Annotated in this window: 26 protein-coding genes; all 26 read right to left on the bottom strand. The window is 65.0% G+C overall.

Annotation, left to right across the window (positions count from 1 at the left end; translation table 11 throughout):
- Positions 1-5: 5 nt before the first annotated feature.
- Positions 6-1,211 carry a methionine adenosyltransferase gene (metK, locus tag ACT3UQ_RS01845; protein WP_105552147.1) on the bottom strand — a complete coding sequence of 402 codons (1,206 nt, stop codon included), beginning with the start codon at positions 1,209-1,211 and terminating at the stop codon, positions 6-8.
- A 77-nt stretch (positions 1,212-1,288) separates the two neighbouring features.
- Complete coding sequence (coaBC, locus tag ACT3UQ_RS01840) at positions 1,289-2,524, bottom strand: bifunctional phosphopantothenoylcysteine decarboxylase/phosphopantothenate--cysteine ligase CoaBC (RefSeq protein WP_444636411.1); 1,236 nt, start codon at positions 2,522-2,524, stop codon at positions 1,289-1,291.
- Between the two features lie 67 nt (positions 2,525-2,591).
- Complete coding sequence (rpoZ, locus tag ACT3UQ_RS01835; protein ID WP_105552149.1) at positions 2,592-2,870, bottom strand: DNA-directed RNA polymerase subunit omega; 279 nt, start codon at positions 2,868-2,870, stop codon at positions 2,592-2,594.
- Positions 2,863-3,426, bottom strand: a complete 564-nt coding sequence (gene gmk / locus ACT3UQ_RS01830) for a guanylate kinase (protein WP_105552150.1) — start codon at positions 3,424-3,426, stop codon at positions 2,863-2,865. The genes rpoZ and gmk overlap by 8 nt, the downstream gene beginning before the upstream one ends.
- Before the next feature lie 3 nt (positions 3,427-3,429).
- A complete protein-coding gene (gene mihF / locus ACT3UQ_RS01825) occupies positions 3,430-3,765 on the bottom strand; it encodes an integration host factor, actinobacterial type (RefSeq protein ID WP_047119171.1) in 336 nt (111 codons plus the stop codon).
- Positions 3,766-3,898: 133 nt separating this feature from the next.
- The gene (pyrF, locus tag ACT3UQ_RS01820) at positions 3,899-4,732 is read right to left on the bottom strand and encodes an orotidine-5'-phosphate decarboxylase (RefSeq protein WP_105552151.1); all 834 of its coding nucleotides are present in this window, start codon (positions 4,730-4,732) and stop codon (positions 3,899-3,901) included.
- Positions 4,725-8,003, bottom strand: coding sequence for a carbamoyl-phosphate synthase large subunit (gene carB / locus ACT3UQ_RS01815; protein ID WP_444636410.1), 3,279 nt, complete (start codon positions 8,001-8,003; stop codon positions 4,725-4,727). The genes pyrF and carB overlap by 8 nt, the downstream gene beginning before the upstream one ends.
- On the bottom strand, positions 8,003-9,172 hold the full coding sequence (gene carA / locus ACT3UQ_RS01810; RefSeq protein ID WP_444635737.1) for a glutamine-hydrolyzing carbamoyl-phosphate synthase small subunit: 1,170 nt from the start codon (positions 9,170-9,172) through the stop codon (positions 8,003-8,005). The genes carB and carA overlap by 1 nt, the downstream gene beginning before the upstream one ends.
- A complete protein-coding gene (locus ACT3UQ_RS01805; protein ID WP_105649112.1) occupies positions 9,173-9,682 on the bottom strand; it encodes a PH-like domain-containing protein in 510 nt (169 codons plus the stop codon). It lies immediately after the preceding gene.
- Positions 9,675-10,979 (bottom strand): dihydroorotase, encoded by a 1,305-nt coding sequence (locus ACT3UQ_RS01800; protein WP_444636409.1) that lies wholly within the window; start codon positions 10,977-10,979, stop codon positions 9,675-9,677. Before ACT3UQ_RS01800 ends, ACT3UQ_RS01805 begins: the two co-directional genes overlap by 8 nt.
- Before the next feature lie 10 nt (positions 10,980-10,989).
- A complete protein-coding gene (locus ACT3UQ_RS01795; protein ID WP_105552156.1) occupies positions 10,990-11,952 on the bottom strand; it encodes an aspartate carbamoyltransferase catalytic subunit in 963 nt (320 codons plus the stop codon).
- On the bottom strand, positions 11,949-12,518 hold the full coding sequence (pyrR, locus tag ACT3UQ_RS01790; RefSeq protein ID WP_105552157.1) for a bifunctional pyr operon transcriptional regulator/uracil phosphoribosyltransferase PyrR: 570 nt from the start codon (positions 12,516-12,518) through the stop codon (positions 11,949-11,951). Before pyrR ends, ACT3UQ_RS01795 begins: the two co-directional genes overlap by 4 nt.
- 419 nt (positions 12,519-12,937) lie before the next feature.
- Positions 12,938-13,348 (bottom strand): transcription antitermination factor NusB, encoded by a 411-nt coding sequence (gene nusB, locus ACT3UQ_RS01785; protein ID WP_096284788.1) that lies wholly within the window; start codon positions 13,346-13,348, stop codon positions 12,938-12,940.
- Positions 13,348-13,908: an elongation factor P gene (gene efp / locus ACT3UQ_RS01780; protein WP_105552158.1), complete on the bottom strand. Its 561-nt coding sequence runs from the start codon at positions 13,906-13,908 to the stop codon at positions 13,348-13,350. Before efp ends, nusB begins: the two co-directional genes overlap by 1 nt.
- An 83-nt stretch (positions 13,909-13,991) precedes the next feature.
- Positions 13,992-14,522, bottom strand: coding sequence for a tetratricopeptide repeat protein (locus ACT3UQ_RS01775; protein WP_105552159.1), 531 nt, complete (start codon positions 14,520-14,522; stop codon positions 13,992-13,994).
- 2 nt (positions 14,523-14,524) lie between these two features.
- The gene (gene aroB, locus ACT3UQ_RS01770) at positions 14,525-15,616 is read right to left on the bottom strand and encodes a 3-dehydroquinate synthase (RefSeq protein ID WP_444636408.1); all 1,092 of its coding nucleotides are present in this window, start codon (positions 15,614-15,616) and stop codon (positions 14,525-14,527) included.
- A 62-nt stretch (positions 15,617-15,678) separates the two neighbouring features.
- Positions 15,679-16,173 (bottom strand): shikimate kinase, encoded by a 495-nt coding sequence (locus ACT3UQ_RS01765; protein ID WP_096284796.1) that lies wholly within the window; start codon positions 16,171-16,173, stop codon positions 15,679-15,681.
- A gap of 7 nt (positions 16,174-16,180) precedes the next feature.
- Positions 16,181-17,380, bottom strand: coding sequence for a chorismate synthase (gene aroC, locus ACT3UQ_RS01760; protein ID WP_096284798.1), 1,200 nt, complete (start codon positions 17,378-17,380; stop codon positions 16,181-16,183).
- A 29-nt stretch (positions 17,381-17,409) separates the two neighbouring features.
- Positions 17,410-18,237: a shikimate dehydrogenase family protein gene (locus ACT3UQ_RS01755; RefSeq protein WP_444636407.1), complete on the bottom strand. Its 828-nt coding sequence runs from the start codon at positions 18,235-18,237 to the stop codon at positions 17,410-17,412.
- Positions 18,237-19,562 carry an endolytic transglycosylase MltG gene (mltG, locus tag ACT3UQ_RS01750; protein ID WP_105649107.1) on the bottom strand — a complete coding sequence of 442 codons (1,326 nt, stop codon included), beginning with the start codon at positions 19,560-19,562 and terminating at the stop codon, positions 18,237-18,239. Before mltG ends, ACT3UQ_RS01755 begins: the two co-directional genes overlap by 1 nt.
- 32 nt (positions 19,563-19,594) lie before the next feature.
- Positions 19,595-20,068, bottom strand: coding sequence for a Holliday junction resolvase RuvX (gene ruvX / locus ACT3UQ_RS01745; protein ID WP_105552163.1), 474 nt, complete (start codon positions 20,066-20,068; stop codon positions 19,595-19,597).
- Positions 20,061-22,751 carry an alanine--tRNA ligase gene (alaS, locus tag ACT3UQ_RS01740; protein ID WP_105552164.1) on the bottom strand — a complete coding sequence of 897 codons (2,691 nt, stop codon included), beginning with the start codon at positions 22,749-22,751 and terminating at the stop codon, positions 20,061-20,063. The genes ruvX and alaS overlap by 8 nt, the downstream gene beginning before the upstream one ends.
- 19 nt (positions 22,752-22,770) lie before the next feature.
- Positions 22,771-22,980: a hypothetical protein gene (locus tag ACT3UQ_RS01735; protein ID WP_096257770.1), complete on the bottom strand. Its 210-nt coding sequence runs from the start codon at positions 22,978-22,980 to the stop codon at positions 22,771-22,773.
- A gap of 11 nt (positions 22,981-22,991) precedes the next feature.
- The gene (locus tag ACT3UQ_RS01730; RefSeq protein WP_105552165.1) at positions 22,992-23,363 is read right to left on the bottom strand and encodes a DUF948 domain-containing protein; all 372 of its coding nucleotides are present in this window, start codon (positions 23,361-23,363) and stop codon (positions 22,992-22,994) included.
- 124 nt (positions 23,364-23,487) lie between these two features.
- Positions 23,488-24,111, bottom strand: coding sequence for a 30S ribosomal protein S4 (gene rpsD, locus ACT3UQ_RS01725; protein ID WP_096284810.1), 624 nt, complete (start codon positions 24,109-24,111; stop codon positions 23,488-23,490).
- A 190-nt stretch (positions 24,112-24,301) separates the two neighbouring features.
- Positions 24,302-25,675 carry a replication-associated recombination protein A gene (locus tag ACT3UQ_RS01720; protein ID WP_258133448.1) on the bottom strand — a complete coding sequence of 458 codons (1,374 nt, stop codon included), beginning with the start codon at positions 25,673-25,675 and terminating at the stop codon, positions 24,302-24,304.
- Between the last annotated feature and the right edge of the window lie 13 nt (positions 25,676-25,688).

The raw sequence follows: 25,688 nt of genomic DNA, 5'->3' as shown, positions 1-25,688 counted from the left end.
GGTTCCTAGGCGTTGAACCAGTTGCGCAACGCGTCCACGCGGTCCAGACGCTCCCAAGTGAAATCGTTGTCGTCGCGGCCGAAGTGGCCGTGCGCGGCGGTCTTGCGGTAGATCGGACGCAACAGGTCCAGGTCTTCGATAATGCCCAGCGGGCGCAGGTCGAAGATCTCGTTGATGGCGTGGGTGATCTTGGCCGGGTCAACGGTTTCGCTGCCGAAGGTCTCCACGTAGAGCCCCACCGGACGTGCCACGCCAATCGCGTAGGCCACCTGCACCTCGGCGCGGCGGGCCAGGCCCGCTGCGACGACGTTCTTGGCTACCCAGCGCATCGCGTAGGCCGCCGAACGGTCGACCTTCGAGGGGTCCTTGCCGGAGAACGCGCCGCCGCCGTGGCGAGCGAAACCGCCGTAGGTGTCCACGATGATCTTGCGGCCGGTCAACCCGGCGTCGCCCACCGGACCGCCGATGACGAACGGGCCCGAAGGGTTCAGAATGATTTTCACATTCGAGGTATCCAGATTGGCGCGCTCCAGAATCGGCGCAACCACCTCTTCGGCGAGATCGGCTTTCAGGGTCTCCAGCTCGTACTCGGCGGCGTGCTGGCTGGAAACCACTACGGTATCCACCGAGACCGGGGTATCCCCGTCGTAGCCGATGGTCACCTGGGTCTTGCCGTCCGGGCGCAGCAACGGCATGCGTCCGTTCTTGCGCACCTGGGTCAACCGCTCGGAGAGGCGGTGGGCGAGGAAGATCGGGGTTGGCATCAGCGAGTCGGTTTCATCCGAGGCGTAGCCGAACATCAGGCCCTGGTCGCCGGCGCCCTGCAGGTCGCGCGGGCCTTCGGCGGTTCCCTCACGGGATTCCAGCGAGTTGAACACGCCGTCGTGGATTTCCTGGGACTGCTGGCCGATGGAGACCGACACGCCGCAGCGGGCGCCGTCGAAGCCGTTGGCCGAGGAGTCATATCCGATATCCAGGATGGTGCTGCGCACGATCTCGGGGATCTCGACATAACCGTTGGTGGTTACCTCGCCGGCCACATGCACCAGTCCGGTGGTGGTCAGCGTTTCGACAGCAACCTTGGAGTTCGGATCCTGCGCCAGCATGGCGTCGAGGATTGCATCCGAGATCTGGTCGCAAATCTTGTCTGGGTGTCCCTCGGTGACGGATTCCGAGGTGAAAAGACGAAGTTCGGGGCTAGTTGAAGTCACCTTTTTACTCTATCTGGTCTGACCGACCGATTGCTTTTAGTTGCGACGTTACGTGACCAAGCGCTATATGGCGCGGCTCACTTTGTGACGCGTGAATGTCCGATTATTGCGTCGGCGATCTGCTCTATGACGACCCGTGCCACGTCAAGCTTGCTTCCCTTAGCCTGCACGCTGGGCGCCTTCGAGGCGAAAAGCACCTGAACGCTATTGGTGTCTTCCCCGAAGGTCAGCTGCGCGCCGACCTCGTTGACCACCAGCATTTCGCAGCCCTTGCGTTCGAGCTTGGAACGGCCGTAGTCCAGCACGCTGCCGTGCTCATCGCCCGTCTCGGCGGCGAAGCCAACGATCAGCCCGGGCAGCGTGGCGTCCGCGGAACGCGCCTGGACCACCTCGGCGAGGATGTCCGGATTGCGCACCAGGGTGATCACCGGGGCGGAGTGCTCGTCGCGTTTCTTGATCTTCGAATTCTCGATGGAGGCCGGGCGGAAGTCGGCGACGGCCGCGTTCATGATCAGCACGTCGTTTCCCGGCGCTTCGGCAAAAACGGCCGCACGAAGTTCCAGTGCGCTGGAAGCGTGGACCAGGCGGACCCCGTGCGGGGCCGGGACCTCAAGATGCGTCGCGAGCAGTGTCACCTGCGCGCCGGCGTCACGGGCGGCCTGCGCCAGTGCCACGCCTTGGCGGCCCGAGGAGCGGTTGCCCAGGAAGCGCACCGGGTCCAGCGGCTCGCGCGTGCCCCCGGCGGTAATCAGGACGCGCTGTCCGGCAAGCATCGGGGTGCTCAGCAAGGGTGCGATCTCGGCGAAGATCTCTTCGGGCTCCGGAAGCCTTCCGGGGCCGGTGTCCTTGCCGGTCAGGCGCCCGCTGGCCGGTTCGACAACCGTCACCCCGCGGCCGCGCAGCGTGTCGACATTTGCGCGTGTGGCCGGGTGCTGCCACATTTCGGTATGCATGGCCGGGGCCATTACCACCGGGGCGCGGGCGGCAAGCAGCGTGCCGGTCAACAGATCATCGGCGATCCCGGCCGCGGCCTTGGCCATGATGTCCGCGGTAGCCGGGACGACGAGCACCAGATCTGCCTGCTGACCTAGGCGCACGTGGTTAACCGATTCGACGGCGTCGAAGACCTTGGAGGTCACCGGGTTGCCGGAAAGGGCCTCCCAGGTGGCGTTGCCTACGAAGTTGGCCACATTCTCGGTGGGAATTACGTCCACATGATGTCCGGCCTCGCGCAGCAGGCGAAGCAACAACACTGACTTATAGGCGGCGATCCCGGCCGAGACGCCCAAAACGATACGCTTCACGCAGTTCATCCTTGGTGATTTATAACCTGGTGGTTAAAGAAAAAGATGGCGTCCGCTCGGGACGCCATCTTTGCTATTAGTCTTCGGTGACCTCGGCCCGCGAGACCTTGAGCAGCTGATTGTCCAGTTCGCGAAGTGCGATGGTCAATGGCTTTTCATTCAACTTGGTCTCAACCAATGGACCAACATACTCGAACAGGCCTTCGTTCAGCTGCGCGTAGTAGGCGTTGATCTGGCGTGCGCGCTTGGCCGAATTCAGCACCAGCGCGTACTTCGAGTCGTTGGTCTCAAGCAACGAGTCGATCGATGGGTTAATGATTCCCTCTAGATTGGACACAGGACTCCCTTTAGTCATTCTTCAGCCCCATGAGGGCAACAAGCTCTTCGGCGGCACGTGGAACATCATCATTGACGATGGTTACATCGAATTCTGATTCGGCCGCAAGTTCCAGTTTAGCGGTTTCTAGCCGGCGCTGCTGCTCATCGGCGGTTTCGGTACCGCGCCCGATCAGCCGGCGCACCAATTCGTCCCAGGATGGCGGGGCCAAAAAGACAAATTTCGCGTCGGGCAGCGTCTCTTTAACCTGCCTCGCGCCCTGCAAATCTATTTCCAGCAGTACTTTCTTGCCGTTGGCCACCGCGTCATTAACCGTAGAGCGAATGGTGCCGTAGCTATTGCGCCCGTGCACCACCGCCCATTCCAGCATGTCGTCGTTGTCCACCAGCTGATGGAACTTTTCTGGGCCCACAAAGAAGTAGTGGACTCCGTCTTGTTCCCCCGGCCGAGGCTCTCGTGTCGTTGCCGACACCGAGAGCCAGACATCAGGATAATTGTCACGGATGTAGGTAGAGACGGTGCCCTTGCCTACGGCCGTAGGGCCGGCTAGAACGGTTACCGACGCAGCGGTCATTGACTACACTTTCGTTTTTGGCGGAGATTGTTTGAAGTGTTCGGTGATTGCCGTGCGCTGTTTGCGTCCCAATCCGCGCAAGCGACGCGAAGGGGAAATGCCAAGACGCTCCAGCAGGTTCGCTGCGCGCACTTCACCGACACCCGGCACCGACTCCAAGAGGTCCATGACACGCATGCGTCCCACAGCCTCATCTTCGTATACCAAGTCTAGTACCTCCGTGATGGAGATTTTGCCGGCACTGAACTGGGCTTTAATTTCCGCACGGCGGGTGCGGGCGGCCAATGCCTTGGCGCGAGCCCGGATGCGGTCTTCGTCTGAGAGTTCTCGCAGTACCATCGTTCAGCCATCCTTAATGTGTAGTGGACTATGGCTATGTTGTGAACATAGCGATCAAACGCGGTTATTGCAAGAGTAATCGCGTTGTGGCTACCAGAAACTGTAATAGCCACAACGCGATTCTGCTAGTTATTTAGCCTGCGGCCAATAATTCATCGCGTACTTGCGATGCTTTTGCACGCAATGCGTTTACACTAGGCCCCGCCTGGAGGATGTCGCGGCTGCTCGTGCCCAGCACCTGGCGGTAGCTGCCGGCGAAAGCGGTGGCGATATCCTGTGCCGTAGCCCCCTGGGCACCGAGGCCCGGGGTGAGCAAGGGAGCCTTGGTCAGGCTCAGGTCGATGCCCAATTTCTTGGGGGCATCGCCGATCGTTGCGCCGACCACCAGGCCCACGTGGCCCATATCTTCAGCACCCGCATTTTCGGCACTGACTTGGTCAATAATCGATTTTGCAACCGACTTTCCCCCGCCTACATGCTGCACTGAGGGCCCCTCCGGGTTCGAAGTCAGCCCCAAGACGAACACTCCACGACCGGTCTGCGCGGCCAGGTCTATGGCCGGGCGCAGGGACTCGTAGCCCAGGTATGGGCTCAGCGTCACCGCGTCGCTGGCCAGTGGCGAGGCATCGTCCAGCCACGCGGTCGCATAGGCCGCCATGGTCGATCCGATGTCGCCACGCTTGGCATCCGCGAGGGTTAAAATTCCCGCGGATTTTGCTGCGCGCAGAGTTTCTTCCAGGGCGGCGAATCCGGCCGAGCCAAATCGCTCATACAAAGCGACCTGCGGCTTGAGAATTGCGGCCACCCCGACCATGGCTTCCACCACGGTCAGTGAGAAAGATCGCACTCCGGCGGCGCTGTTTTCCAGCCCCCACGCCTGAAGCAGCCCCGGGTGCGGGTCGATGCCCACACACAGGGGCCCCGAGGCCTCCATCGCCGCCCGAAGGCGGGTTCCGAAGTTAGGCATTGCGGGCCCCGCGCAGGTTCTTGTCGTGCTCCTGCAGGCTGGTGACGTCCCACTCGTATTCGCGCAGCGCGTCGATGGCCTGCACGCAGGCGCCGAATTCGGCCACGGTGGTGATGATCGGGGTGCCCACAGACACGGCGGCGGCACGGATCTCGTAGCCGTCCCCGCGGGCCTCGGAGCCCGTCGGGGTGTTCAGGATCAGGCCGATCTGGCCGGCGTTGATCAAGTCCACGATCGACTCGCCGCCCTCGTGGACCTTGCCCACCACCTGGGTCGGGATGCCGTTGCGGCGCAGCACCTCGGCGGTGCCGCCGGTGGACAGGATCTCGAACCCGATGTCGGCCAGGTGCTTGACCGGGATCACGATGGAGCGCTTGTCGCGGTTGGCGACCGAGACGAAGACCTTGCCGCCGGTTGGCAGCGGGTTGTTCGCCGCCGCCTGGGACTTGGCGAAGGCGGTGTCGAAGTACTTGTCGATGCCCATCACCTCGCCGGTGGAGCGCATCTCAGGGCCCAGCAGCGAGTCGACGACCTTGCCCTCCGGGGTGCGGAAGCGAGCAAACGGAAGCACCGCTTCCTTCACCGCGATCGGTGCCGAATCCGGCAGGTGGGTGCCGTCGCCGGTGGCCGGCAGCGAGGTGCCGCGCAGTTCGGCGATGCTGTGCCCGACGCCGATCAGGGCGGCGACCTTGGCCAGCTGCACGCCGGTGGCCTTCGAGGTGAACGGCACGGTGCGCGAGGCACGCGGGTTCGCCTCGATCACGTAGAGGATGTCGCTTGCCAGCGCGAACTGGATGTTGATCAGCCCGCGCACGCCCACGCCCTCGGCGATGGCCCGGGTGGCTGCCGCCACGCGGTCGCGCACATCCGGGCCCAAGGTGATCGGAGGCAGGGTGCACGAAGAGTCGCCGGAGTGGATGCCGGCCTCTTCGATGTGCTCCATGATGCCGCCGATGTACAGGTCGGTGCCGTCGAACAGGGCGTCCACGTCGATCTCGATGGCGTCTTCCAGGAAGCGGTCCACCAGCACCGGGTGGTCCACGGTGATCTCGGTGGCGTTGGCGATGTAGCGCTCCAGATGCGCCTCGTCATACACGATTTCCATGCCGCGTCCGCCGAGCACGTAGCTCGGGCGCACCAGCACCGGGTAGCCGATGGAGTCCGCGATGGTCTTCGCATCGGAGAATGACACCGCGGTGCCGTTCTTCGGGGCGATCAGCCCGGCGTTGTCCAGCACCTGCTGGAAGGCGCCGCGGTGCTCGGCCAGGTCGATGGCCTCCGGGGAGGTGCCCAGGATCGGCACGCCGGCGGCCTTCAGCTCGGCGGCGAGCTTCAGCGGGGTCTGCCCGCCCAGCTGCACGAAGACGCCGAGCACCCCGCCGGACTGCTCCTCGGCGTGGATGATTTCCAGCACATCTTCCAGGGTCAGCGGCTCGAAGTACAGGCGGTCGGAGATGTCGTAGTCGGTGGACACGGTTTCCGGGTTGCAGTTGATCATCACGGTGTCGTGCCCGGCGGCGCGCAATGCCATCACCGCGTGCACGCAGGAGTAGTCGAATTCGATGCCCTGGCCGATGCGGTTCGGCCCGGAGCCGAGGATGATCACCGAAGGCTTCTGATGCGCGAGCACCTCGGTTTCCTCGTCATAGGTCGAGTACATGTACGGGGTGAACGCCTCGAACTCGGCCGCGCAGGTGTCCACGGTCTTGTAGACCGGGCGCACGCCCAGCGCGTGGCGGATCCCTCGGATGACCGCCTCGGACTTGCCGGTCAACGCCGCGATCTGCGCGTCGGAGAAGCCGTGGCGCTTGGCCTCGCGCAGCAGCTCCTCGGACAGGTCCTTGTTCGCGGCGATCAGCTGCGCGGTCTCGTTGATCAGCGCCAGCTGATCCAGGTACCACGGATCGATGGCGGTGGTTTCGAACAGCTTCTCGATGGATACCCCGGAGAACAGCAGGCGCTGGACCAGCGACAGGCGCTCGGTCGAGCCCTTGACGATCGAGGCCAGCACGGCCTCGTGCTCCGCTTCCGGGATCGGCTCGAAGGACAGCTCGGAGCCCTTCTGCTCCAGCGAGCGCAGGGCCTTCTGCAGCGCCTCGGTGAAGTTGCGGCCCAGGGCCATCGCCTCGCCGACGGACTTCATCGTGGTGGTCAGCGTCTTGTCGGCGGCCGGGAACTTCTCGAAGGCGAAGCGCGGGACCTTGACGACCACGTAGTCCAGAGCCGGCTCGAAGGAGGCCGGGGTCTTCTTCGTGATGTCGTTCGGGATCTCATCCAGGGTGTAGCCCACGGCCAGCTTGGTGGCGATCTTGGCGATCGCGAAGCCGGTGGCCTTGGAGGCCAGCGCACTGGAGCGCGAGACGCGCGGGTTCATCTCGATGACCACGACGCGGCCGGTGTCCGGCTCGATGGCGAACTGGATGTTGCAGCCGCCGGTGTCCACGCCCACCTCGCGGATGACCGCGATGGAGATGTCGCGCAGGTTCTGGTATTCGCGGTCGGTCAGCGTCATCGCCGGGGCGACGGTGATCGAGTCGCCGGTGTGCACGCCGACCGGATCGAAGTTCTCGATGGAGCAGACGACCACGACGTTGTCGTTCTTGTCGCGCATCATCTCCAGCTCGTATTCCTTCCAGCCCAGGATGGACTCCTCCAGGAGCACCTCGGTGGTCGGCGAGTACTGCAGCCCGGCGCCGGCGATGCGGCGCAGGTCCTCGGCGTTGTAGGCCATGCCCGAGCCCAGCCCGCCCATGGTGAACGAAGGACGCACGACCACCGGGTAGTTCAGGATCTCGACGGCGGCGAAGGCCTCCTCCAGGGTGTGCACGATGACCGACTTGGCGGACTCGGCACCGCAGCGCTCGACAACGCCCTTGAACTTCTCGCGGTCCTCGCCCAGCTCGATGGCTTCGATATTCGCGCCGATCAGCTCGACGTTGTACTTTTCCAGGGCGCCGGACTTGTCCAGCGCGATGGCGGTGTTCAGCGCGGTCTGGCCGCCCAGGGTGGGAAGGATCGCGTCCGGGCGTTCCTTGGCGATGATCTTCTCCACGACCTCCGGGGTGATCGGCTCCACGTAGGTGGCGTCGGCGAATTCCGGGTCGGTCATGATGGTGGCCGGGTTGGAGTTGACCAGGATGACCCGCAGGCCCTCCTCCTTGAGCACGCGCAGGGCCTGGGTGCCGGAGTAGTCGAATTCGGCCGCCTGGCCGATGACGATCGGACCCGAACCGATGACGAGTACTGAGTTGAGATCGGTGCGCTTAGGCATTACTTGCTGTCCTTATCTGCGGCGGAATTCATCGCGGAAACGAAACGGTCGAATAGGTAGGCGGCATCGTGGGGGCCGGATGCTGCCTCCGGGTGGTACTGCACGGAGAACGCCGGGATGTCTAGGCAGGACAGGCCCTCGACCACGCGGTCGTTCAGCGAGAAGTGCGAGACCTCCACCTGGCCGAAGCGGGCCACCGGTGCGGTGACGGCTCCCTCCAGCGGCGCGTCGACGGCGAAGCCGTGGTTCTGGCTGGTGATCTCCACCCGCCCGGTGGATTTGTCCATCACCGGCTGGTTGATCCCGCGGTGCCCGAAGCGCAGCTTGTAGGTGTCGAAGCCCAGCGCGCGGCCCAGGATCTGGTTGCCGAAGCAGATGCCGAAGTACGGCATGCCGGCGTCCAGCACGGAGCGGACCAATTCCACCTGCTTGGTGGCGGTGGCCGGGTCGCCGGGGCCGTTGGAGAAGAACACGCCGGTGGCGCCGGTGGCCTTGATATCCTCCAAGGTCGCATCGTGCGGCAGCACGTGCACGCGCAGTCCGCGCTCGGCCAGGCGGCGCGGGGTCATCGACTTCATGCCCAGGTCCACGGCGGCGACGGTGTGCAGCGGTTCGCCGGTGAAGCCGTGCTCGGCCGGTTCCACGGTGTAGGCCTTGTCCACGGAGACCTCCGCGGAGATGTTCCGCCCGGCCATTGCCGGCTGCGCCTTGACCAGCGCGACGAGCTCCGCGTCGGAGCGGTTGGCCTCCTCGCCGGAGAAGATGCCGGACTTCATGGCGCCCGCGTCGCGCAGGTGGCGGGTCAGCGCCCGGGTGTCCACGTTGCGGATGCCCACGATGCCGTAGCCGACCAGGTCCTCGTCCAGGGTGCGCTCGCTGCGCCAGTTGCTCGGACGGCGGGCCGCGTCGCGGACCACATAGCCCGAGGGCCACATGCGCTTGGACTCCGGGTCTTCGCTGTTCACGCCGGTGTTGCCCACGTGCGGGAAGGTCTGGACGACGATCTGGTGCGCGTAGGACGGGTCGGTCAGGGTTTCCTGGTACCCGGTCATTCCGGTGGTGAACACTGCTTCGCCGAGGGTCGTGCCCACGGCGCCGTAGCTGCGTCCACGGAAGATGCGGCCATCTTCGAGTACCAACACTGCTGGTAGGTTGCTCAGGGAATTCACTTAGTTTGTCTCCTGCTCGGCCGCGTCGGCTTGGTGCGACGCCAGCAACTGATAAATCTTGGCGGTGTCCTCGTGGTAGCGAGGACGGAATCCGGTGTCGAAGGTGAAATCATCCTTCACCCATGTGATCACGATCAGCCCGTCTTTTTCGACGAACTTTCCTACCATGCCCGAGGAGCGGGTCACCTTCACGTAGGCGGTCCAGGGAATGTGCACATCGCTGGTGCCCGGGCGCATCAGGTGGATGCCGGCCTCGCCGAGCTCCAGGCTGGCGTTGGCGCGGACCCCGAGCTGGTGCACGGCGATCCGGTCAAGCCAGTCCTCGAACCGGGTGGTGGCGACGTACATGCCCTCGAAGCTGTGCTCGCGCCGGTCCGCGAACCCGGCGTAGGGCGCCGGAATGCCGGACTGCCGGCGTTTCATATTGCGCCAGCCGATCAGGATCAGCGCACAGAACAGTACGACGATCCCGATGGTGACCAGCGCCGAGGTGAGTTCGCCGCTAGTCATTGGCAACCCGCGGACTGGCCAGCGCGCCATCGAGCACCGTGGCGTGGCCGTGGTAGAAGGTGGCGTTCACGGCCCCGGGCAGTTCCATGCCGGCGAACGGCGAGTTGCGCCCCTTGGTGGCCATTGCATAAGGGTCGACGATCCAGCGCGCTGCCGGATCGACCAGGGTCAGGTTGGCCGGCTCCCCCACGGCGATCGGACGGCCCTGATCGCTCAGGCTGCCGATCTTCGCCGGGGTCTCGGAAGTGATCCGGGCGACGTCGGCCCAGGAAAGCAGTCCGGTCTCCACCAGCGTATGCTGCACGATCGACAGGGCGGTTTCCAGCCCTGTCATGCCCATCGCGGCGGCTCCCCATTCGCAGTCCTTGGCCTCGGAGGGGTGCGGTGCGTGGTCGGTGCCGATCACGTCGATGGTGCCGTCGGCGACGCCGGCGCGCAGCGCCAGCACGTCCTCTTCGCGGCGCAGCGGCGGGTTGACCTTGAACACCGGGTCGAAGGTCTTGACCTTCTCATCGGTCAGCAGCAGGTGGTGCGGGGTGACCTCGGCGGTGACCTGGATGCCGCGGGCCTTGGCCCAGCGGATGATCTCCACCGAGCCGGCGGTCGAGACGTGGCATACGTGCAGGCGCGCGCCGACATGCTCGGCCAGCAGCACGTCGCGGGCGATGATCGACTCTTCGGCCACCGCCGGCCAGCCGGCCATGCCGAGCACCGCGGAGACCTCGCCCTCGTTCATCTGCGCACCCTCGGTGAGCCGTGGCTCCTGGGCGTGCTGGGCGATCACCCCGTCGAAGGCCTTCACGTATTCCAGCGCGCGGCGCATCAGCAGCGGGTCCGAGACGCAGATGCCGTCATCGGAGAACATGCGCACCTTGGCGCGCGAGTCGGCCATCGCGCCGATTTCGCTCAGCTGCGCGCCGCCGAGGCCCACGGTGACCGCACCTACCGGGCGGACGTCCACCCAGCCGGCCTTGCGGCCCAGTTCGTAGACCTGCTCCACGACGCCGGCGGTATCGGCCACCGGGGTGGAGTTGGCCATCGCGTGCACCGCGGTGTAGCCGCCCTTGGCGGCGGCCTTCGATCCGGTCTCCACCGTTTCGGCGTCTTCGCGGCCCGGTTCGCGCAGGTGGGTGTGCGGGTCCACGAGGCCCGGCAGCAGCACCATGCCGGCGGCGTCGATCACCGTGGTGCCTTCGGCCGCGGTGATGGTGCCGATCTCGGCGATCTTGCCGTCACTGATCAGCACGTCGGCGCGTTCGCCACCGAGCACGGAGGCCTGTCGAATCAAATACGTCATAATCAGTTCCTTAGATCAGGTCGCCGGAGAGGAGCATATACAGGCTTGCCATGCGCACCGCGACGCCGTTGGTGACCTGTTCCAGGACCATCGAACGCGGCGAGTCGGCGGCAGCCGAAGAAATTTCCAGGCCGCGGTTCATCGGGCCCGGGTGCAGGATGAGGGTTTCGTCCCCGTTGGCTTCCAGGGCCTTCAGCCGGGTGTCGTCCAGTCCCCAGTAGCGCGAGTATTCGCGCGGGTTGGGGAAGAAGGCGTCTCGCATGCGTTCGCCCTGCACGCGCAGCATCATCACCGCGTCCACCCCGGAGGCGATGACCTCGTCGAGGTTGTAGCTGATGGTGCACGGCCAGGCGCTCGCGCCCACCGGCAGCAGGGTCGGCGGGGCGACCATGGTCACCGAGGCGCCCAGGGTGTTCAGCAGCCAGAGGTTCGAACGGGCCACGCGGCTATGCAGGACGTCGCCCACGATCGCGACCTTCAATCCGTCCAGTCCGCGGCCGGCCGGGCTGACTCCCTCGCGCAGGGCCAGCTGGCGGCGCAGGGTGAAGGCGTCGAGCAGCGCCTGGGTGGGGTGCTCGTGGGTGCCGTCTCCGGCGTTCACGATCGGCAGCCCGATCCAGTCGGTGGCCGCCAGCCGGGCCGGCGCCCCGGAGTCCGGGTGGCGGATGACTACCGCGTCAGCGCCGATGGCCAGCAGCGTCTGGGCGGTGTCCTTCAGTGATTCGCCCTTGGACACGCTCGAGCCCTTGGCGGAGAAGTTGATCACGTCCGCGCTCAGCCGCTTGGCGGCGGCCTCGAAGGAGATGCGCGTACGGGTGGAGTCCTCGAAGAACAGGTTCACCACGGTGCGTCCGCGCAAGGCCGGAAGTTTCTTGACCTCGCGGGTGCCGGTTTCGCGCATTTCCTCGGCGATATCAAGGATGGCAATGGCTTCGGCGCGGCTTAGATCCGCGGTGGAGAGCAGGTGCTTCATGCGCTGGCCTCGATGACTACTTCGTTGCTTGAATCGACTTCGGCCAGGTGCACGCGCACCTTTTCGCTTTTTGCCGTGGGCAGGTTCTTGCCCACGTGGTCCGCGCGGATGGGAAGTTCGCGGTGCCCGCGGTCCACCAGGACCGCCAGCCGCACGATGCGCGGGCGTCCCCAATCGGAGAGTGCATCCAGGGCTGCGCGGATGGTGCGTCCGGAGTAGAGCACGTCGTCCACCAGCACGACGACCTTGCCGTCGATGCCGCCTGCCGGCAGGCGGGTTGGCGCCGGGGTGCGGGTGGTGGTGTGCCGCAGGTCGTCGCGGTACATGGTGATGTCCAGCTGTCCGACCAGCGACGCGGGGTCAAGCTGGGTCGGCGCGGAAGCGGCGATGCGCCGTGCGAGGCGTTGGGCCAGCGGATATCCGCGGCTTGGAATGCCTAATAGCACCAGATCTTCGGTGCCCTTGTTGGCTTCGATAATCTCGAAGGCCACACGGGTCAGTACACGTTCGATATCCTCGCCGGTCAATACCGTGCGAGCCACATCGGGCTGTGAATTTTCATTCATCCTGTGCACCTCTCCCTTCTCCGCCTCACGGGACGGGATTTAAAGGAATATTGCTAGTTCAAATTATCACGATCCGGCCGCCATTCCCTAGCGGAAAGCTATGCATGACACTGAATGGGCGGTGATCTCTCTCACGGCGTCATGCGGGCTCGCGCGGCCAGCCCCGCTATTGGCGGGAAAGTACCGCAGCGCCGAGCTTCGAGGGGCCTGAATTGTTGGCTTCGCCACAGCGGGTCGTCGGAAACGTCGATGAAATAATGTTGAGTTTTTCACGTGGCAACCGCTCGCGGCGCAGAATCGCCTAGGCTTGGGCGGGTGCTGCCTCCGGGGCAACGCGCGGGGCCGGGACCCTGCGGGTTAAATACCGCAAGCCGGAACCCAGCAGGTTCCGGCTTGCGGTAGTTCAGGAGAATCGAGGATTAGTCGACCAGGGTGTCCTTGACGCTTTGAATGCGTCCGAGCACGCCGTTGACGAACTCGGGAGACTCGTCGGTGGACAGCTCGCGCACATTCACGACGGCTTCGGCCACGGCAACCGCGTCCGGAACTTCGTCGTTGTACAGCAGCTCCCACACCCCGATGCGCAGCGCCATGCGGTCCACGGCGGGCATCCGCTCGATGGTCCAGCCCTTGACATAGCTTTCGAGCACCTCGTCGATGCGGTCCAGGTGGGCGGTGACGCCCTCGAGGATCGTCAACGAATACTCGTTGAGCACGATGTCAGAATTTTCGCGGCGCGCGATGGCTACGCTGAGCGCATCGACGTCGCGGGCCTCGGCTTCGAAAAGAAACTCAAGTGCACGACGACGCGCCTTGGCGCGGGCCCTCACTAGGAGACACGTCCCAGGTAATCGCCGGTGCGGGTATCAACCTTCACCTTGGTGTTCTGATCGACGAACAGCGGAACCTGGATTTCCTTGCCGGTTTCCAGGGTTGCCGACTTGGTGCCTGCCGAGGAGCGGTCGCCCTGAAGGCCCGGTTCGGTGTAGGTGATTTCCAGGATGACCGAGGCCGGAAGCTCCAGGTACAGTGGGCTGCCGTCATACATGGCAATGGTCAGTTCCTGATTTTCCAACAGGAATCCGGCCGAGTCGCCCACGGTCTGGCCGGGAACGGTGATCTGGTCGTAGTCTTCCAGGTTCATGAAGACGTAGTCTTCGCCGTCCTGGTAGAGGTACTGGTAGTCGCGGCGGTCAACGTTGGCCAGCTCGATCTTGGTGCCAGCATTGTAGGTCTTGTCCAGAACCTTGCCCGAGAGCACATTGCGCATCTTGGTGCGCACGAATGCGCCGCCCTTGCCCGGCTTGACGTGCTGGAAGTCGATGATGGTCCACAGTTGGCCATCGATCTTAATGACCTGACCATTCTTGATGTCAGTTGTATCCGCCACGGGTCCTCAAATCCTCTATTTTCGCCAGCGTGCACTGGCATTATCAAAAATCCATTTATTACTATAGCAAACCGCGGTGAGAGCTAATTTCGCGCGCGTTCCTCGGCAAGCGCCAGGCATGCGGCCGACGCGTTGACCAGGTGCTCGGCCGAACCCATCTGCTGGCGCTGCTCTAGGGCCGCACGGAAGCGGGTAGCCGCGGCCTTGTAGTCGCCCTTTTCGAAGAAGGACATCGCCAGGTGGTGCTGCATCAGCGGCTCGTAGTAGGTGCCGGAGAATTCGTCCACCAGCTTGCGCAGGCGATTGATCGCGCGATCGAAATCACCTTGCAGCCGGGTCAATTCGGTATCCAGCACGCGCAGGTGCGCGTTGGTCGGGTCGCTTAACCGCGACTCGGCGATCAGGTTGCCGGCCTGGGCCAGTTCCCCGCGGGCCATGTGGATCACCACCTGGTCGGTCGGGGTGCCAGAGCGCATCGAACGGTCCGCGGCTTGTTCATCGGTGATGAATGGCCGCAGGTTGCTCGGGTCGATCAATACTCCGTCGATGGAGGTGCCCACGCCGTCGTGGTTCACCGATGCGACGTCGATGGCGTATGCGGTGAATTCGCTCATGCTTACTCTCCGATTTCTTGGTAGGCGGCGAATAACAGCGAGTTATCCGGCACCTCGTAGATACGCGGCTTGCCGATGGCTTCGAGTACCACGAAGCGCAGCTGGTCGCCACGGGTTTTTTTGTCGCGCTTCATGCCGTCCAGCAAGGCCATCCACTTGTCGTTGCGGTAGCTGGTGGGCAAGCCAAGGGACTTCAGGATGCTGAAGTGCCGATCGGTCACCGCATCGGAGGTGTAGCCCACCGAACGGCCTAGTTCCGCGGCAAAGCACAGCCCGATGGAGACCGCGGCCCCGTGGCGCATCGCATAGCGCTCGGAAAGCTCGATCGCGTGGCCCAGGGTGTGGCCGTAGTTCAAGAATTCGCGCGGACCCGATTCCTTCAGGTCCTTGGAGACCACCTCGACCTTCACCGCGATGGTGCGTTCGATGATTTCGCGCAGCCGTGCGCTGTCGGGGCGGATGGCGTCTTCTGGATCCTCTTCGATCAGTTCCAGAATGCGCTCATCGGCGATGAACCCGCACTTGACCGCTTCGGCCAGCCCGGTGACCAATTCGTTCTTCGGCAGCGTTGCCAAAGCGTCGAGATCCGCGAGCACGCCGGCCGGTGGGTGGAAGGCACCGACCAGGTTCTTGCCCTCGGCGGTGTTGATGCCGGTCTTGCCGCCCACGGCCGCGTCGACCATGCCCAGCAGCGAGGTGGGAATGTGGATGACCTTGACCCCGCGCAGCCAGGTGGCCGCCACGAAGCCTGCCACGTCGGTGACGGCTCCGCCGCCCACGGCAACCACGGCGTCGGTGCGGGTGAAGTCGTTCTTGCCCAGGACTTCCCAGCAGAACCCGGCAACCTGAATGTGCTTGCCCTCTTCGGCATCCGGGATTTCCGCGGTCAGCGAGGTGAAACCGGCCTTTTCCAGATCGTCGCGGACCACGTCTCCGGTGGCGCGCAAGGCCCGCGGGTGGATCACCAGGACCTTCTTAGCCGCCGAGCCCAGCAGTTCGGGCAGGTGTCCCAATAGTCCGTTGCCGACCAGAACCGGGTAAGACTCCGCGGGGGTGGTTCCGGTGACTTGAAGTGTGGTGGGTGCTAGTGGCATCCGAGAAGATCCTCCTGATGGTGCTGATCTGTAAAGCCTACGCGGGAGCGTACCGGGATTCGCTATCTCGTGCTGTGAATCACATGGCTCTCGATGGCTTCGACAAGCTGCGCAACGCTCAGATTGTCTACCTGTAAGGTCAGATCAGCAAGGGTTTCATAAATATCGTGGCGGGCTTCGTAGAGCCTGGTCCAGGTGGTGAGGCTTTGGTCACCGGCCAGCAGCGGGCGGTTTGTATCCCCGGCCAGGCGGCGCTTGGCCGTGGCGAGGGTCATCGCCAAGTAGATCACGGTCCCGCCGCGCAGCACCGCCTGGTTCTCTTCGCGCAGCACGGCCCCGCCGCCGGTGGCGATCACCCCGGCCCGCAGTTCGGCCAGCGCGGCGACCTCCAGATCACGGAAGTAGGCTTCGTCGTGTTCGGCAAAGATCTGCGGAATCGAACCATGGGCGGCGACGATGTGCGCGTCGGAATCGGCGAAATCGGTGCCCAGCGCCTTGGCCAGCGCCTTGCCCACAGTTGACTTGCCGCTGGCCATCGGCCCAATGAGGTAAATCATCTGCCGGTTAGACTCCGGTCGACCCTAGATTGGCGGGAATGCTGGCCAGGTAGCTTTGGATATTGCGCTTGGTTTCGGTGACCGAGTCTCCGCCGAACTTCTCCAGCAGCGACTGGGCCAGGACCAGCGCGACCATCGCCTCGGCGACAACGCCGGCGGCAGGCACCGCGCACACATCCGAACGCTGGTGGTGGGCGGTGGTTTCCTCGCCGGTGGCCGTGTCGATCGTGGCCAGGGCGCGCGGCACGGTGGCGATCGGCTTCATCGCCGCACGCACGCGCAGCACCTCGCCGATGCTCATGCCGCCCTCGATGCCGCCGGCTCGATTGGTTTCGCGCTTGATTCCGCCCGCGGTGGCCGGCACGATCGCGTCGTGGGCGGCCGAACCGCGTCGGGCGGCGGTGAGGAAGCCGTCGCCGACCTCAACACCCTTGATGGCCTGAATGCCCATCAGCGCGCCGGCCAGCCGGGAGTCCAGCCGGCGGTCCCAATGCACGTAGGAGCCGATGCCCGGAGGCAGGTTGTAGGCCAGCACCTCGACGACGCCGCCCAGGGTCTCCCCCGCCTTGTGCGCGTCATCGACCTCGGCGACCATGGCGGCCGAGGTTTCCCCGTGGAAGCAGCGCAGTGGATCGGCGTCCAACGCCGCAACGTCCCCCAGGGTGGGCAGCGGTGCGTCGAGGGGCGCCGCGACGGCGCCGATGGCGGTGGTGTGCGAGACGAGTTCGATGCCCAGATCGGCCAGAAAGGCCTGGGCTACCGAGCCGAGGGCCACGCGGGCCGCGGTTTCGCGGGCGCTGGCGCGCTCGAGCACCGGACGGGCATCGTCGAAACCGTACTTCTGCATGCCGGTGAAGTCCGCGTGCCCCGGACGCGGGCGGGTCAGCGGCGCGTTGCGCGCCATCGAGGCCAGTTCGTCCAGGTCAACCGGGTCCGAGTTCATCACGCGTTCCCATTTGGGCCATTCGGTGTTCCCGATTTCGATGGCTACCGGTCCGCCCTGGGTCTTTCCGTGGCGCACGCCACCGAGGAAGGTGACCTGGTCCTTTTCAAACTTCATGCGCGCGCCTCGGCCGTAGCCCAGGCGCCGCCGAGCCAGTGCATCGCGCACCGCTTCGCTGTCCACCGAGACTCCGGCGGGTAGGCCTTCAAGAATTCCAACTAGTGCCGGGCCGTGTGATTCGCCCGCCGTCAACCAACGCAACATGGATTCTATTTTGCCATGACATGGCCTCATTAACCGCGTCGATGAAGCCCCAGTGAGCGATACATCGCATTTGTGACGTTTTCGCGGGTGTGCGTGTCGAAGTCTGCGGCGCTGAAATAACGGGCTTGCTCCACCGCCTGGTGCACCAGCATATGAAGCCCGGAGATCACCGTGCCGGCCCAGGACTCGGCCAGTTTGCTCGGCCACGGGTCATAGGCGACATCCAGCAGCAGCCCCTGGCCGCGGCCCAGATGCGGCACCCAGCTGTCGGCGGCGCGCGGCGGCAGCGTGCTGATCACCAGGTGGTCAGCGGCGATGCCGCCGGCACCCAGATCCTGCACCTGCACCAGCTGCACGCGCAGGCCCAGCTGGCCGGCCAGTGCGGTGGCCCGCTGCGCACGGGTGGCGTCGCGCACCACCAGCTTGAGTTCCTCGACGCCAAGTTCCGCGGCCGCTTCGATGGCCGCCAAGGCCGTATTGCCGGCGCCCAGCACGGTGGCCCTCGATGCTTGGCGCAGCCGCGCGTCGGCCAGCGCCAGCACGATCCCGTCCACGTCGGTATTCTGCCCATAGAGGGCGCCGTCGGGGCGCACCACGATGGTGTTCAGCGCGCCCAGGCGCGCCACGCGCGGTGAAACCTCATCCATCAGCGGAACGAAGACATCCTTCAACGGCATGGTCACCGAACATCCGGCCCACCCGCCGGCACGCATTTTGGCCGCCTGCTCCGGGGCCTGGGACGGGTCCAGCTCAATGGCCCGATAGTCGATGTCGGCGCCGAGCAGCTCATAGGCCGCTCGATGCAGCACCGGGGATTTGGAATGCTTGATGGGTTGGCCCAAGACGGCGGCGCGCATTACTTGCAGACCTCCGCATTCGCGGCGCACCAGGCGCGGAATTCGTTCTGGTTCACCTGGTGCTCGGCATAGTTCGAGGCGAATTTCGTCTCGCCGCTCTGCGTATTGACCGTCACCCAGTAGTAGAAGCCGTTATCCGCCGGGTTGACCGCCGCATCGATCGCGGAGGTTGCCGGGGAGCCGATCGGGGTCGGCGGCAGCCCGGTGTGCACATAGGTGTTGTACTGGTTGCCTGCGTCCCTTTTCTCGGTCGCGGTGAACTGCAAGGAGTACCGGTCAAGCCCGTAGATCACCGTGGAGTCGGTCTGCAGCAGGCCATGGGTCTCCACGTTGTTCGGGTTCAACCGGTTTTCGATGGCTCCGGCCACCGTGGCATAGTCCTTCGGGGTGGCTTCGGCCTGCAGAATCGAGGCGACCTTCAACGCCCGGTAGCCTTCGCCCAGGTCATTGACTCCGGCATCTTGCAAGGCGGTTTTGGTCGAATCCACCAATTCGGTGAGCACCTTCTCGGCGCTGGTATCCAGGGCAAAACGGTATTCGCCCGGGTGCAGCCAGCCTTCGAGGTTCTTCACCGACTCGGGCAGCCCGAACTTCTCGGGCTGGTTCGCCAGCTCGCCCAATTTCTTCTCATCGAGCCCGGAGCCCTTGGCGATTTCGGCCAGCGAGGCCTGCAGCCGCAGATTCGCCTTCAACCCGATGTAGAAGACCTTGTCCGGACGATTATCGACCAGCACCTCGGTCGCGTCCGCGGCGGGCATCTGCAGCTTCAGCGGATAGGTTCCGGGGTGAATGACCACATTGTCCGCCTTCGAGTCCTCCAGCGCGTCCATGAACAGCTTGTCGCTGGCCACCACGTCGAGTTCCTCGAGCTTGCGCGAGATCAGCGCCGGACCCCAGCCGTCCTCCACGGTGAATTCGACCGCTTGGCCGCCCGGGCCCGGGTAGTCATCCGGGTTGAACTGCTTGACCAGCGAACGGATGAAATAGAAGGACCCGGCGACCACGACGGCGAAGATCAAGAAGGTTGCGAGCATCACCAGGTTGCGGCGGCGTTTGCTGCGCTTCTTGCGCGCCTTCGCCGCGCCGCTGGCGGGCACCGTGCCGAGCAAGGATTCGGGCGCCGGCTGCGGCTCAGCGTCTGCCATGGCCGGTTCCGGCTCGCGGTGCAGCTCGGCCGCGGCCGAATCTGCACCGCCGTAGAGCTGCTCACCGGTCAGTTCCGGGGTAGTTGGTGTTGCGAGGCCTTTCGGCTCGCCGGCTGCAAAACGCGCGTAAAGCTCGGAAAAGGTTTCACGCTGCCGTTCGCGGCGGGCTTCTTCTCGCATCAATTCTCCCTGTGGATTCTCGCGGCGCGCTGTTACTTCAGCACGATGCGGCTGGCTTGAACGCGCACACCATTACGTCGCATTTCAAGCACCTGTTGCAGGATTTCAATGGCGGCCGCCTGGTCAACGACCTGACGATGGTCTTGCATGCGGCGCCCCGAGGCGTGCAACGAGCGGTGCGCGCTGACCGTGCTCAAACGCTCGTCAACCAAGAAAATCTCAACCTCGATGCTAGCCGCATTTGCCTCCTCGGCCAAGGCTATCGCGTAGTCACGAGCCATTTTCGTGGATTCCGTGGAATTCCCGGCCAGGGATTTCGGTTCCCCGATGAACACCTCGGAGACCTCACGGTCAACGATCATGCGCAAGAGCAGGCGGCGATCGGAGTTCTTCTTCACATCGCGGCGCAGGGTCATCACCGGGGTGGCGAGGATTCCCGACGGATCGGAGACGGCGACGCCGACGCGGGCCAGGCCCACGTCGACGCCGAACGCTAGCTTAGCCATTGGCAAGGGCCGCCCGGATTGCGGCCAGCGCGTCGTCGATCTTCGATACGTCCGCGCCGCCGCCCTGGGCCATATCGTCCTTGCCGCCGCCACCACCGCCGAGCACCCCGGTTGCGGTGCGCACCAGCGCGCCGGCCTTGAAGCCGTTGGCGCGTGCCTCGTCGTTGGTCACTGCGAGCACCAGCGGACGGGAGTTCGACACGCCGATCAGCACGATCACCGCGGCCTGCGCGCCGAGCTTGCCGCGCAGGTCAAGGGCCATGGTGCGCAGCGCGTCGGCCGAATCGATCTGCCCGGCGTTGTGCGCCAGCAGCCGGGTGTTGCCGATGGTCTGCACCTGCTCCAGCAGGCTGGCCGACTGGGCGAGCATCGCGGCGCTCTTGAGCTCCGCGATCTGCTTCTCGGCGGCCTTCAGCTTCGCCACCGTGTCGTTCACGCGCTCGGAAACCTGGTTGGACGGCACGCGGAACAGGCCCGAGAGCTCGGAAACCAGCGCACGCTCGGCGGCCCCGTGGCGGAACGCCTCCATGCCCACCAGCGCTTCGACGCGGCGGTTGCCCGAACCCACCGAAGCCTCGGAGAGCAGGGTCAGCTGCCCGATGCGGGAGGTGGACGGCACGTGGGTGCCACCGCACAGCTCGCGCGACCAGGCCCCGTTCATCTCCACCACGCGCACGGCGTTGCCGTACTTTTCGCCGAAGAGGCTCATCGCGCCCAGCTTCTGCGCCTCGGCCATGGCCATCTCGCTGGTGATCACCTGGTGGTTCGAGGCGATCGCCAGGTTCACCACCTCTTCGACCTCGGTGCGGGCCTGTGCGGAAAGCGCCTCGGCCCAGGAGAAGTCAAAACGCAGGTATCCGGCCTTGTTGAAGGAACCGGCCTGGGTGGCGGTGTCCCCGAGCAGCTCGCGCAGGGCCGCGTGCACCAGGTGCGTGGCCGAGTGGGCCTGCTCCCCGGAGTGGCGGCGCGCCGCGTCAACCTGGGTGCGCACCAGCGCCTCGGCGGGAAGTTCGCCTTCGCGCACGATCACCTTGTGCACGTTCAGCCCCTTGATTGGGGCCTGCACGTCGGTGACCTCGAGCACGAAGCCGTCGCCGGTGATCAGGCCGATGTCGCCGGCCTGGCCGCCGGCCTCGGCGTAGAACGGGGTCTCGTCGAGCACCAGCTCGATTTCCTGGCCCTGTTCGGCGAAGTTCACCACCTGGCCGTCGGCGACGATGCCGCGGATCTTCGATTCGCCCACCAGCGTGTCGTAGCCGGTGAACTCCACCTTGCCCGCCTCGGCGAGCTTGGTGAACACCGACAGGTCCGCATGCCCGGCCTTCTTGGACTTCGCGTCCTTCTGCGCCCGGGTGCGCTGTTCGGTCATCAGTTCGCGGAAGCGCTTTTCGTCCACCGCCAGGCCCGCCTCGGCGGCGATCTCCAGGGTCAGGTCGATCGGGAAGCCGAAGGTGTCGTGCAGCGCGAAGGCGTCGTCGCCGGTCAGCTCGCGGCCCGCGGTTTTGGCCTGCTTCAGCGCGTCGTCCAGCCGGGTGGTGCCCGAGGCGATGGTGCGGCGGAAGGCGCGCTCCTCGGCGTAGGCGATGCGCCCGATACGGGCGAAGTCCTCTTCGACGATCGGGTAGACGCCCTTCATCGCGTCACGCGAGACCGGCAGCAGCTCGGGGAGCACCTCGGAGTCCACGCCCATCAGGCGCATGGCGCGCACCGCGCGGCGGATCAGCCGGCGCAGCACGTAGCCGCGGCCCTCGTTGCCGGGGGTGACGCCATCGGAGATGAGCATCAGCGAGGAGCGGATGTGGTCCGCGATCATGCGCAGGCGCACGTCGTTGGCGTGGTTCGGATCTTCCGGGTCCTCGGTGGAGGTGTAAACGATGCCGGCAAGTTCGGCGGCCTTGTCGAGCACCGGACGCAGCTGGTCGGTCTCGTACATGTTCTCCACGCCCTGCAGGATCATCGCCAGGCGTTCTAGTCCCAGGCCGGTGTCGATATTGCGCTTGGGCAGTTCGCCGGCGACGTCGAAATCGGTTTTGGAACGCACCGCGGAGAGCCGGTACTGCATGAAGACCAGGTTCCAGATTTCGATGAAACGGGTTTCGTCGACCGCCGGTCCCCCGTCCAGGCCGTACTCCGCGCCGCGGTCGTAGTAGATCTCCGAGCAGGGACCGCCGGGGCCGGGCTGGCCGGTGTTCCAGTAGTTGTCTTCCTTGCCGGTGCCCACCACGCGTTCGCGCGGGATGCCGATCTGCTCTTCCCAGATGCGCCGGGCTTCTTCGTCCTTCTCCGCGCCGTCTTCGTAGACGGTGACCCAGAGGCGCTCGGGATCCAGGCCGTAGCCGCCGTCCGCAAGCGAACCGGTCAGCAGCTCCCAGGCGAAGTGGATCGCTTCCTTCTTGAAGTAGTCGCCGAAGGAGAAGTTGCCGCACATCTGGAAGAAGGTGCCGTGGCGTACGGTCTTGCCGACCTCTTCGATGTCACCGGTGCGGATGCACTTCTGCACCGAAGTGGCGCGCGCGTACGGCGCCTCCTCCTGGGCGGTCAGGTAAGGGATGAATGGGACCATGCCGGCCACCGTGAACAACAGCGACGGGTCAGATGAGACCAGCGAGGCGCTGGGTACCGCTGTGTGCCCCTTCGCGACGAAGAAGTCGACCCAGCGGCGTGCAATTTCCTGCGTTTTCATCGTGTTACGGATGATCCCTTCACTTAGCGGTGTCCACGCCCAAGGCGGAACGTAATTCTACTTCGCGGGAGTTCATTCCTTCGCGGAATGCCCCCACTACCTCCGAGATGCGGTCGGCGTACTTGCCGACCTGACGGTTCAGGGCCGCCCCGGAGGATACTTCGGTGTATTTCTTGGTGGCGAGGACTCCGACGCCCACGCCGATAACAACCCACAAAAGCTTTTTCATTCTAGTCTCCCCTAACGGCTGCGGCGGCCCTTGCCGCTGGTGTTCGCATTGATCGCTGCCTGCACACCGGAGGTGAATGCGGCGATCTTGATCAGTGGCTTGCCCACGGTGGCTGCCACCAAGGAGGACAGCGCGGAGACGTTGGCGCTCGCATCGGAGACGTTCGAGGTGATCGCGTCGACCTTCTTGAGCTGGTCGTTGGTCGTGGCGACGGTATTGGCAACCTCGCCAATCAGCGGGGTCGTCCCGTCCGAGAGGTCCTTGATCGAGTTGCGAAGCTCATCAAACACCTTGCCCAACTTGATGATCGGCACCGCCAACAGTGCCACCAGGATGGCAAAGACGCCGGCTGCGATGAGCCCTGCAATATCCGAACCCGACATGTGCTTCCTCTTCTGCTTTGGGTGTTTGCTGCCATTCCAGCTTAGCGAACCGCGAGCTGATATAGGTAGTTAAGCCAATGGCCCGCAACCGAGTCGGTTGCGGGCCATTGAACACGCGCTAGATTTAGCGTGCGTAGTACTCGACCACGAGGTTCTCTTCGCAGGTCACTGGGATCTCTGCACGCTCAGGAGCGCGCAGGTAGGTAGCCTGCAAGGCTTCCAGCTTCACGTCCAGGTAAGCAGGAGCTGCTGGCAGCACCTGTGAGTGCTCACCTGCTGCTGCCATCTGGAATGGAACCATCTTCTCGCTGCGTTCGTGCACGTGGATCAGCTGACCCGGCTGCACCTTGAACGATGGGCGGTCCACGCGCTGGCCGTTAACCAGGATGTGGCGGTGCACAACCAGCTGACGGGCCTGCTGGATGGTGCGGGCGAAGCCTGCACGCAGCACCAGGGCATCCAAGCGGGACTCGAGCAGTGCCAACAGGTTGTCACCGGTCTGGCCGCCGAGGCGCTTGGCTTCCTTGAATGCGTTCAGCATCTGAACTTCGCGGATGCCGTACTGGGCACGCAAACGCTGCTTTTCGCGCAGACGAACCGCGTAATCGCTGTCCTGCTTCTTGCGGGCACGGCCATGCTGGCCGGGACCGTAGGGACGACGCTCCATGTACTTTTCAGCTTTTGGAGTCAGGGCAAGGCCGAGTGCGCGCGAGAGGCGCACGGTACGGCGGGCACGGGCGTTAGCCATATGTGTGTCCTTTTCGATTTAGCGACGGGATCTACTGGCCTCCGGGACGGAGAGTGTTGGGGCGTCGCGGCCCTCGACCACTGCAACCTCGCCTCCCGAACGATGACTCGCACGGGCGGCATGGCTTGCCAGCCAAAGATCAAGTCTACACGATGCACCCCGGCCAGCAGGTGAGCTGTAACGAAGCTCGCTAACGTTTCTTCTTGTCCTTGCGCCGAATGATCTCGCGCAGCCGGGCCAGCCGATCGCTCAGCGAGCGTTCGGTCCCGTTGGCGTTGGGGCGGTAGTAGTCGGTGCCGATCAGGTCATCGGGCAGGTACTGCTGGCTGGCGATCGAATGCGGGGCATCGTGGGAGTAGATGTAGCCCACCCCGTGGCCCAGCGCCTTGGCCCCCGGGTAGTGCGCGTCGCGCAGATGGTCCGGGACCAGCGCGCCCTTGCCGGCGGCCACGTCGGCCAACGCCTCGTTGATCGCGTTATAGGCGGCGTTGGACTTCGGCGCCGTGGCCAGGTGCACGGTGGCGTGCCCGAGCATGATCCGCGCCTCCGGCATCCCGGTCAGCGCCACCGACTGCGCGGCGGCCACCGCCAGCGGCAGCGCGGTGGGATCGGCCATGCCGATATCCTCCGAGGCGCTGATCATCAGCCGGCGGGCGATGAACCGCGGGTCCTCTCCGGCCGAAAGCATGCGCGCCAGATAGTGCAGGGCCGCATCCACATCCGAGCCGCGGATCGACTTGATGAACGCGGAGATGATGTCGTAGTGCTGGTCCCCGTCCTTGTCGTAGCGCTGCACCGCCTGGTCCATGGCCAGCTGCACATGCTCGTCCGCAATTTGTATCGGCGGCTGCGCCGCGGTTCCGGCGGCGTTCCAGGCCACCGCGCCGGCGGCCTCCAGCACGGTGAGCGAACGGCGGGCATCGCCCTGGGCCAGGCGCACGATCGCGTCGCGCTGCTCGGCCGGAAGGATCACCTGCGCATCGAAGCCGCGCTCATCGTCAACCGCCCGCTCCAGCAGCTCCGCCACATCCACGTCGGTCAGCGGGCGCAGGGTCAGCAGCAGCGAGCGCGAGAGCAGCGGCGAGATCACCGAGAAGGACGGGTTTTCGGTGGTGGCCGCGACGAGCACCACCACCCGGTTCTCCACCCCGGGCAGCAGCGCATCCTGCTGGGCCTTGTTGAAGCGGTGGATCTCGTCGAGGAACAGCACCGTGGTCATCCCGCGCAGGTCGCGGTCGTCCTTGGCCTGGTCGATCACCCGGCGCACATCCTTCACCCCGGCGGTGATCGCCGAGAGCTCGACGAACTTGCGGTCCGTGGCGCGGGCGATCACATGCGCGATGGTGGTCTTGCCGATGCCCGGCGGGCCGTAGAGAATCACGCTGGCCGGGCCGGCCAACCCGGTTTCCGGGTGCTCGGCGAGCTGCCGCAGCGGGGAACCGGGGCCCAGCAGGTGCTGCTGGCCGACCAGCTCATCGAGCGTCTTGGGGCGCATGCGCACCGCCAGCGGCGGGCGCGGGCGCTTGATCGAACCGTCGTCCAGGGCATCCAGCAAATCGTTCACTCCCCCAGCCTAC

The organism is Glutamicibacter sp. AOP12-B1-11, from assembly GCF_052379245.1.
Lineage (GTDB): Bacteria > Actinomycetota > Actinomycetes > Actinomycetales > Micrococcaceae > Glutamicibacter.
Note: the sequence above shows the minus strand (reverse complement) of the source record. Positions and strands in the feature narration are given on the sequence as shown.

Excerpts from the sequence above, each read along its gene's own strand:
- pyrR (WP_105552157.1), bottom strand. The coding sequence starts at position 12,518 with ATGAATGAAAATTCACAGCCCGATGTGGCTCGCACGGTATTGACCGGC.
- aroB (WP_444636408.1), bottom strand. The coding sequence starts at position 15,616 with ATGCCACTAGCACCCACCACACTTCAAGTCACCGGAACCACCCCCGCG.
- gmk (WP_105552150.1), bottom strand. The coding sequence starts at position 3,426 with ATGACCGCTGCGTCGGTAACCGTTCTAGCCGGCCCTACGGCCGTAGGC.
- carB (WP_444636410.1), bottom strand. The coding sequence starts at position 8,003 with ATGCCTAAGCGCACCGATCTCAACTCAGTACTCGTCATCGGTTCGGGT.
- ACT3UQ_RS01800 (WP_444636409.1), bottom strand. The coding sequence starts at position 10,979 with ATGACGTATTTGATTCGACAGGCCTCCGTGCTCGGTGGCGAACGCGCC.
- ACT3UQ_RS01730 (WP_105552165.1), bottom strand. The coding sequence starts at position 23,363 with ATGTCGGGTTCGGATATTGCAGGGCTCATCGCAGCCGGCGTCTTTGCC.
- ruvX (WP_105552163.1), bottom strand. The coding sequence starts at position 20,068 with ATGGCTAAGCTAGCGTTCGGCGTCGACGTGGGCCTGGCCCGCGTCGGC.
- mihF (WP_047119171.1), bottom strand. The coding sequence starts at position 3,765 with ATGGTACTGCGAGAACTCTCAGACGAAGACCGCATCCGGGCTCGCGCC.
- mltG (WP_105649107.1), bottom strand. The coding sequence starts at position 19,562 with ATGCGAGAAGAAGCCCGCCGCGAACGGCAGCGTGAAACCTTTTCCGAG.
- pyrF (WP_105552151.1), bottom strand. The coding sequence starts at position 4,732 with ATGCCTAACTTCGGAACCCGCCTTCGGGCGGCGATGGAGGCCTCGGGG.
- aroC (WP_096284798.1), bottom strand. The coding sequence starts at position 17,380 with ATGTTGCGTTGGTTGACGGCGGGCGAATCACACGGCCCGGCACTAGTT.
- ACT3UQ_RS01765 (WP_096284796.1), bottom strand. The coding sequence starts at position 16,173 with ATGATTTACCTCATTGGGCCGATGGCCAGCGGCAAGTCAACTGTGGGC.
- ACT3UQ_RS01755 (WP_444636407.1), bottom strand. The coding sequence starts at position 18,237 with ATGCGCGCCGCCGTCTTGGGCCAACCCATCAAGCATTCCAAATCCCCG.
- ACT3UQ_RS01805 (WP_105649112.1), bottom strand. The coding sequence starts at position 9,682 with ATGACTAGCGGCGAACTCACCTCGGCGCTGGTCACCATCGGGATCGTC.
- ACT3UQ_RS01775 (WP_105552159.1), bottom strand. The coding sequence starts at position 14,522 with ATGAGCGAATTCACCGCATACGCCATCGACGTCGCATCGGTGAACCAC.
- ACT3UQ_RS01795 (WP_105552156.1), bottom strand. The coding sequence starts at position 11,952 with ATGAAGCACCTGCTCTCCACCGCGGATCTAAGCCGCGCCGAAGCCATT.
- rpoZ (WP_105552149.1), bottom strand. The coding sequence starts at position 2,870 with ATGACTAAAGGGAGTCCTGTGTCCAATCTAGAGGGAATCATTAACCCA.
- alaS (WP_105552164.1), bottom strand. The coding sequence starts at position 22,751 with ATGAAAACGCAGGAAATTGCACGCCGCTGGGTCGACTTCTTCGTCGCG.
- coaBC (WP_444636411.1), bottom strand. The coding sequence starts at position 2,524 with ATGAACTGCGTGAAGCGTATCGTTTTGGGCGTCTCGGCCGGGATCGCC.
- rpsD (WP_096284810.1), bottom strand. The coding sequence starts at position 24,111 with ATGGCTAACGCCCGTGCCCGCCGTACCGTGCGCCTCTCGCGCGCACTC.
- ACT3UQ_RS01735 (WP_096257770.1), bottom strand. The coding sequence starts at position 22,980 with ATGAAAAAGCTTTTGTGGGTTGTTATCGGCGTGGGCGTCGGAGTCCTC.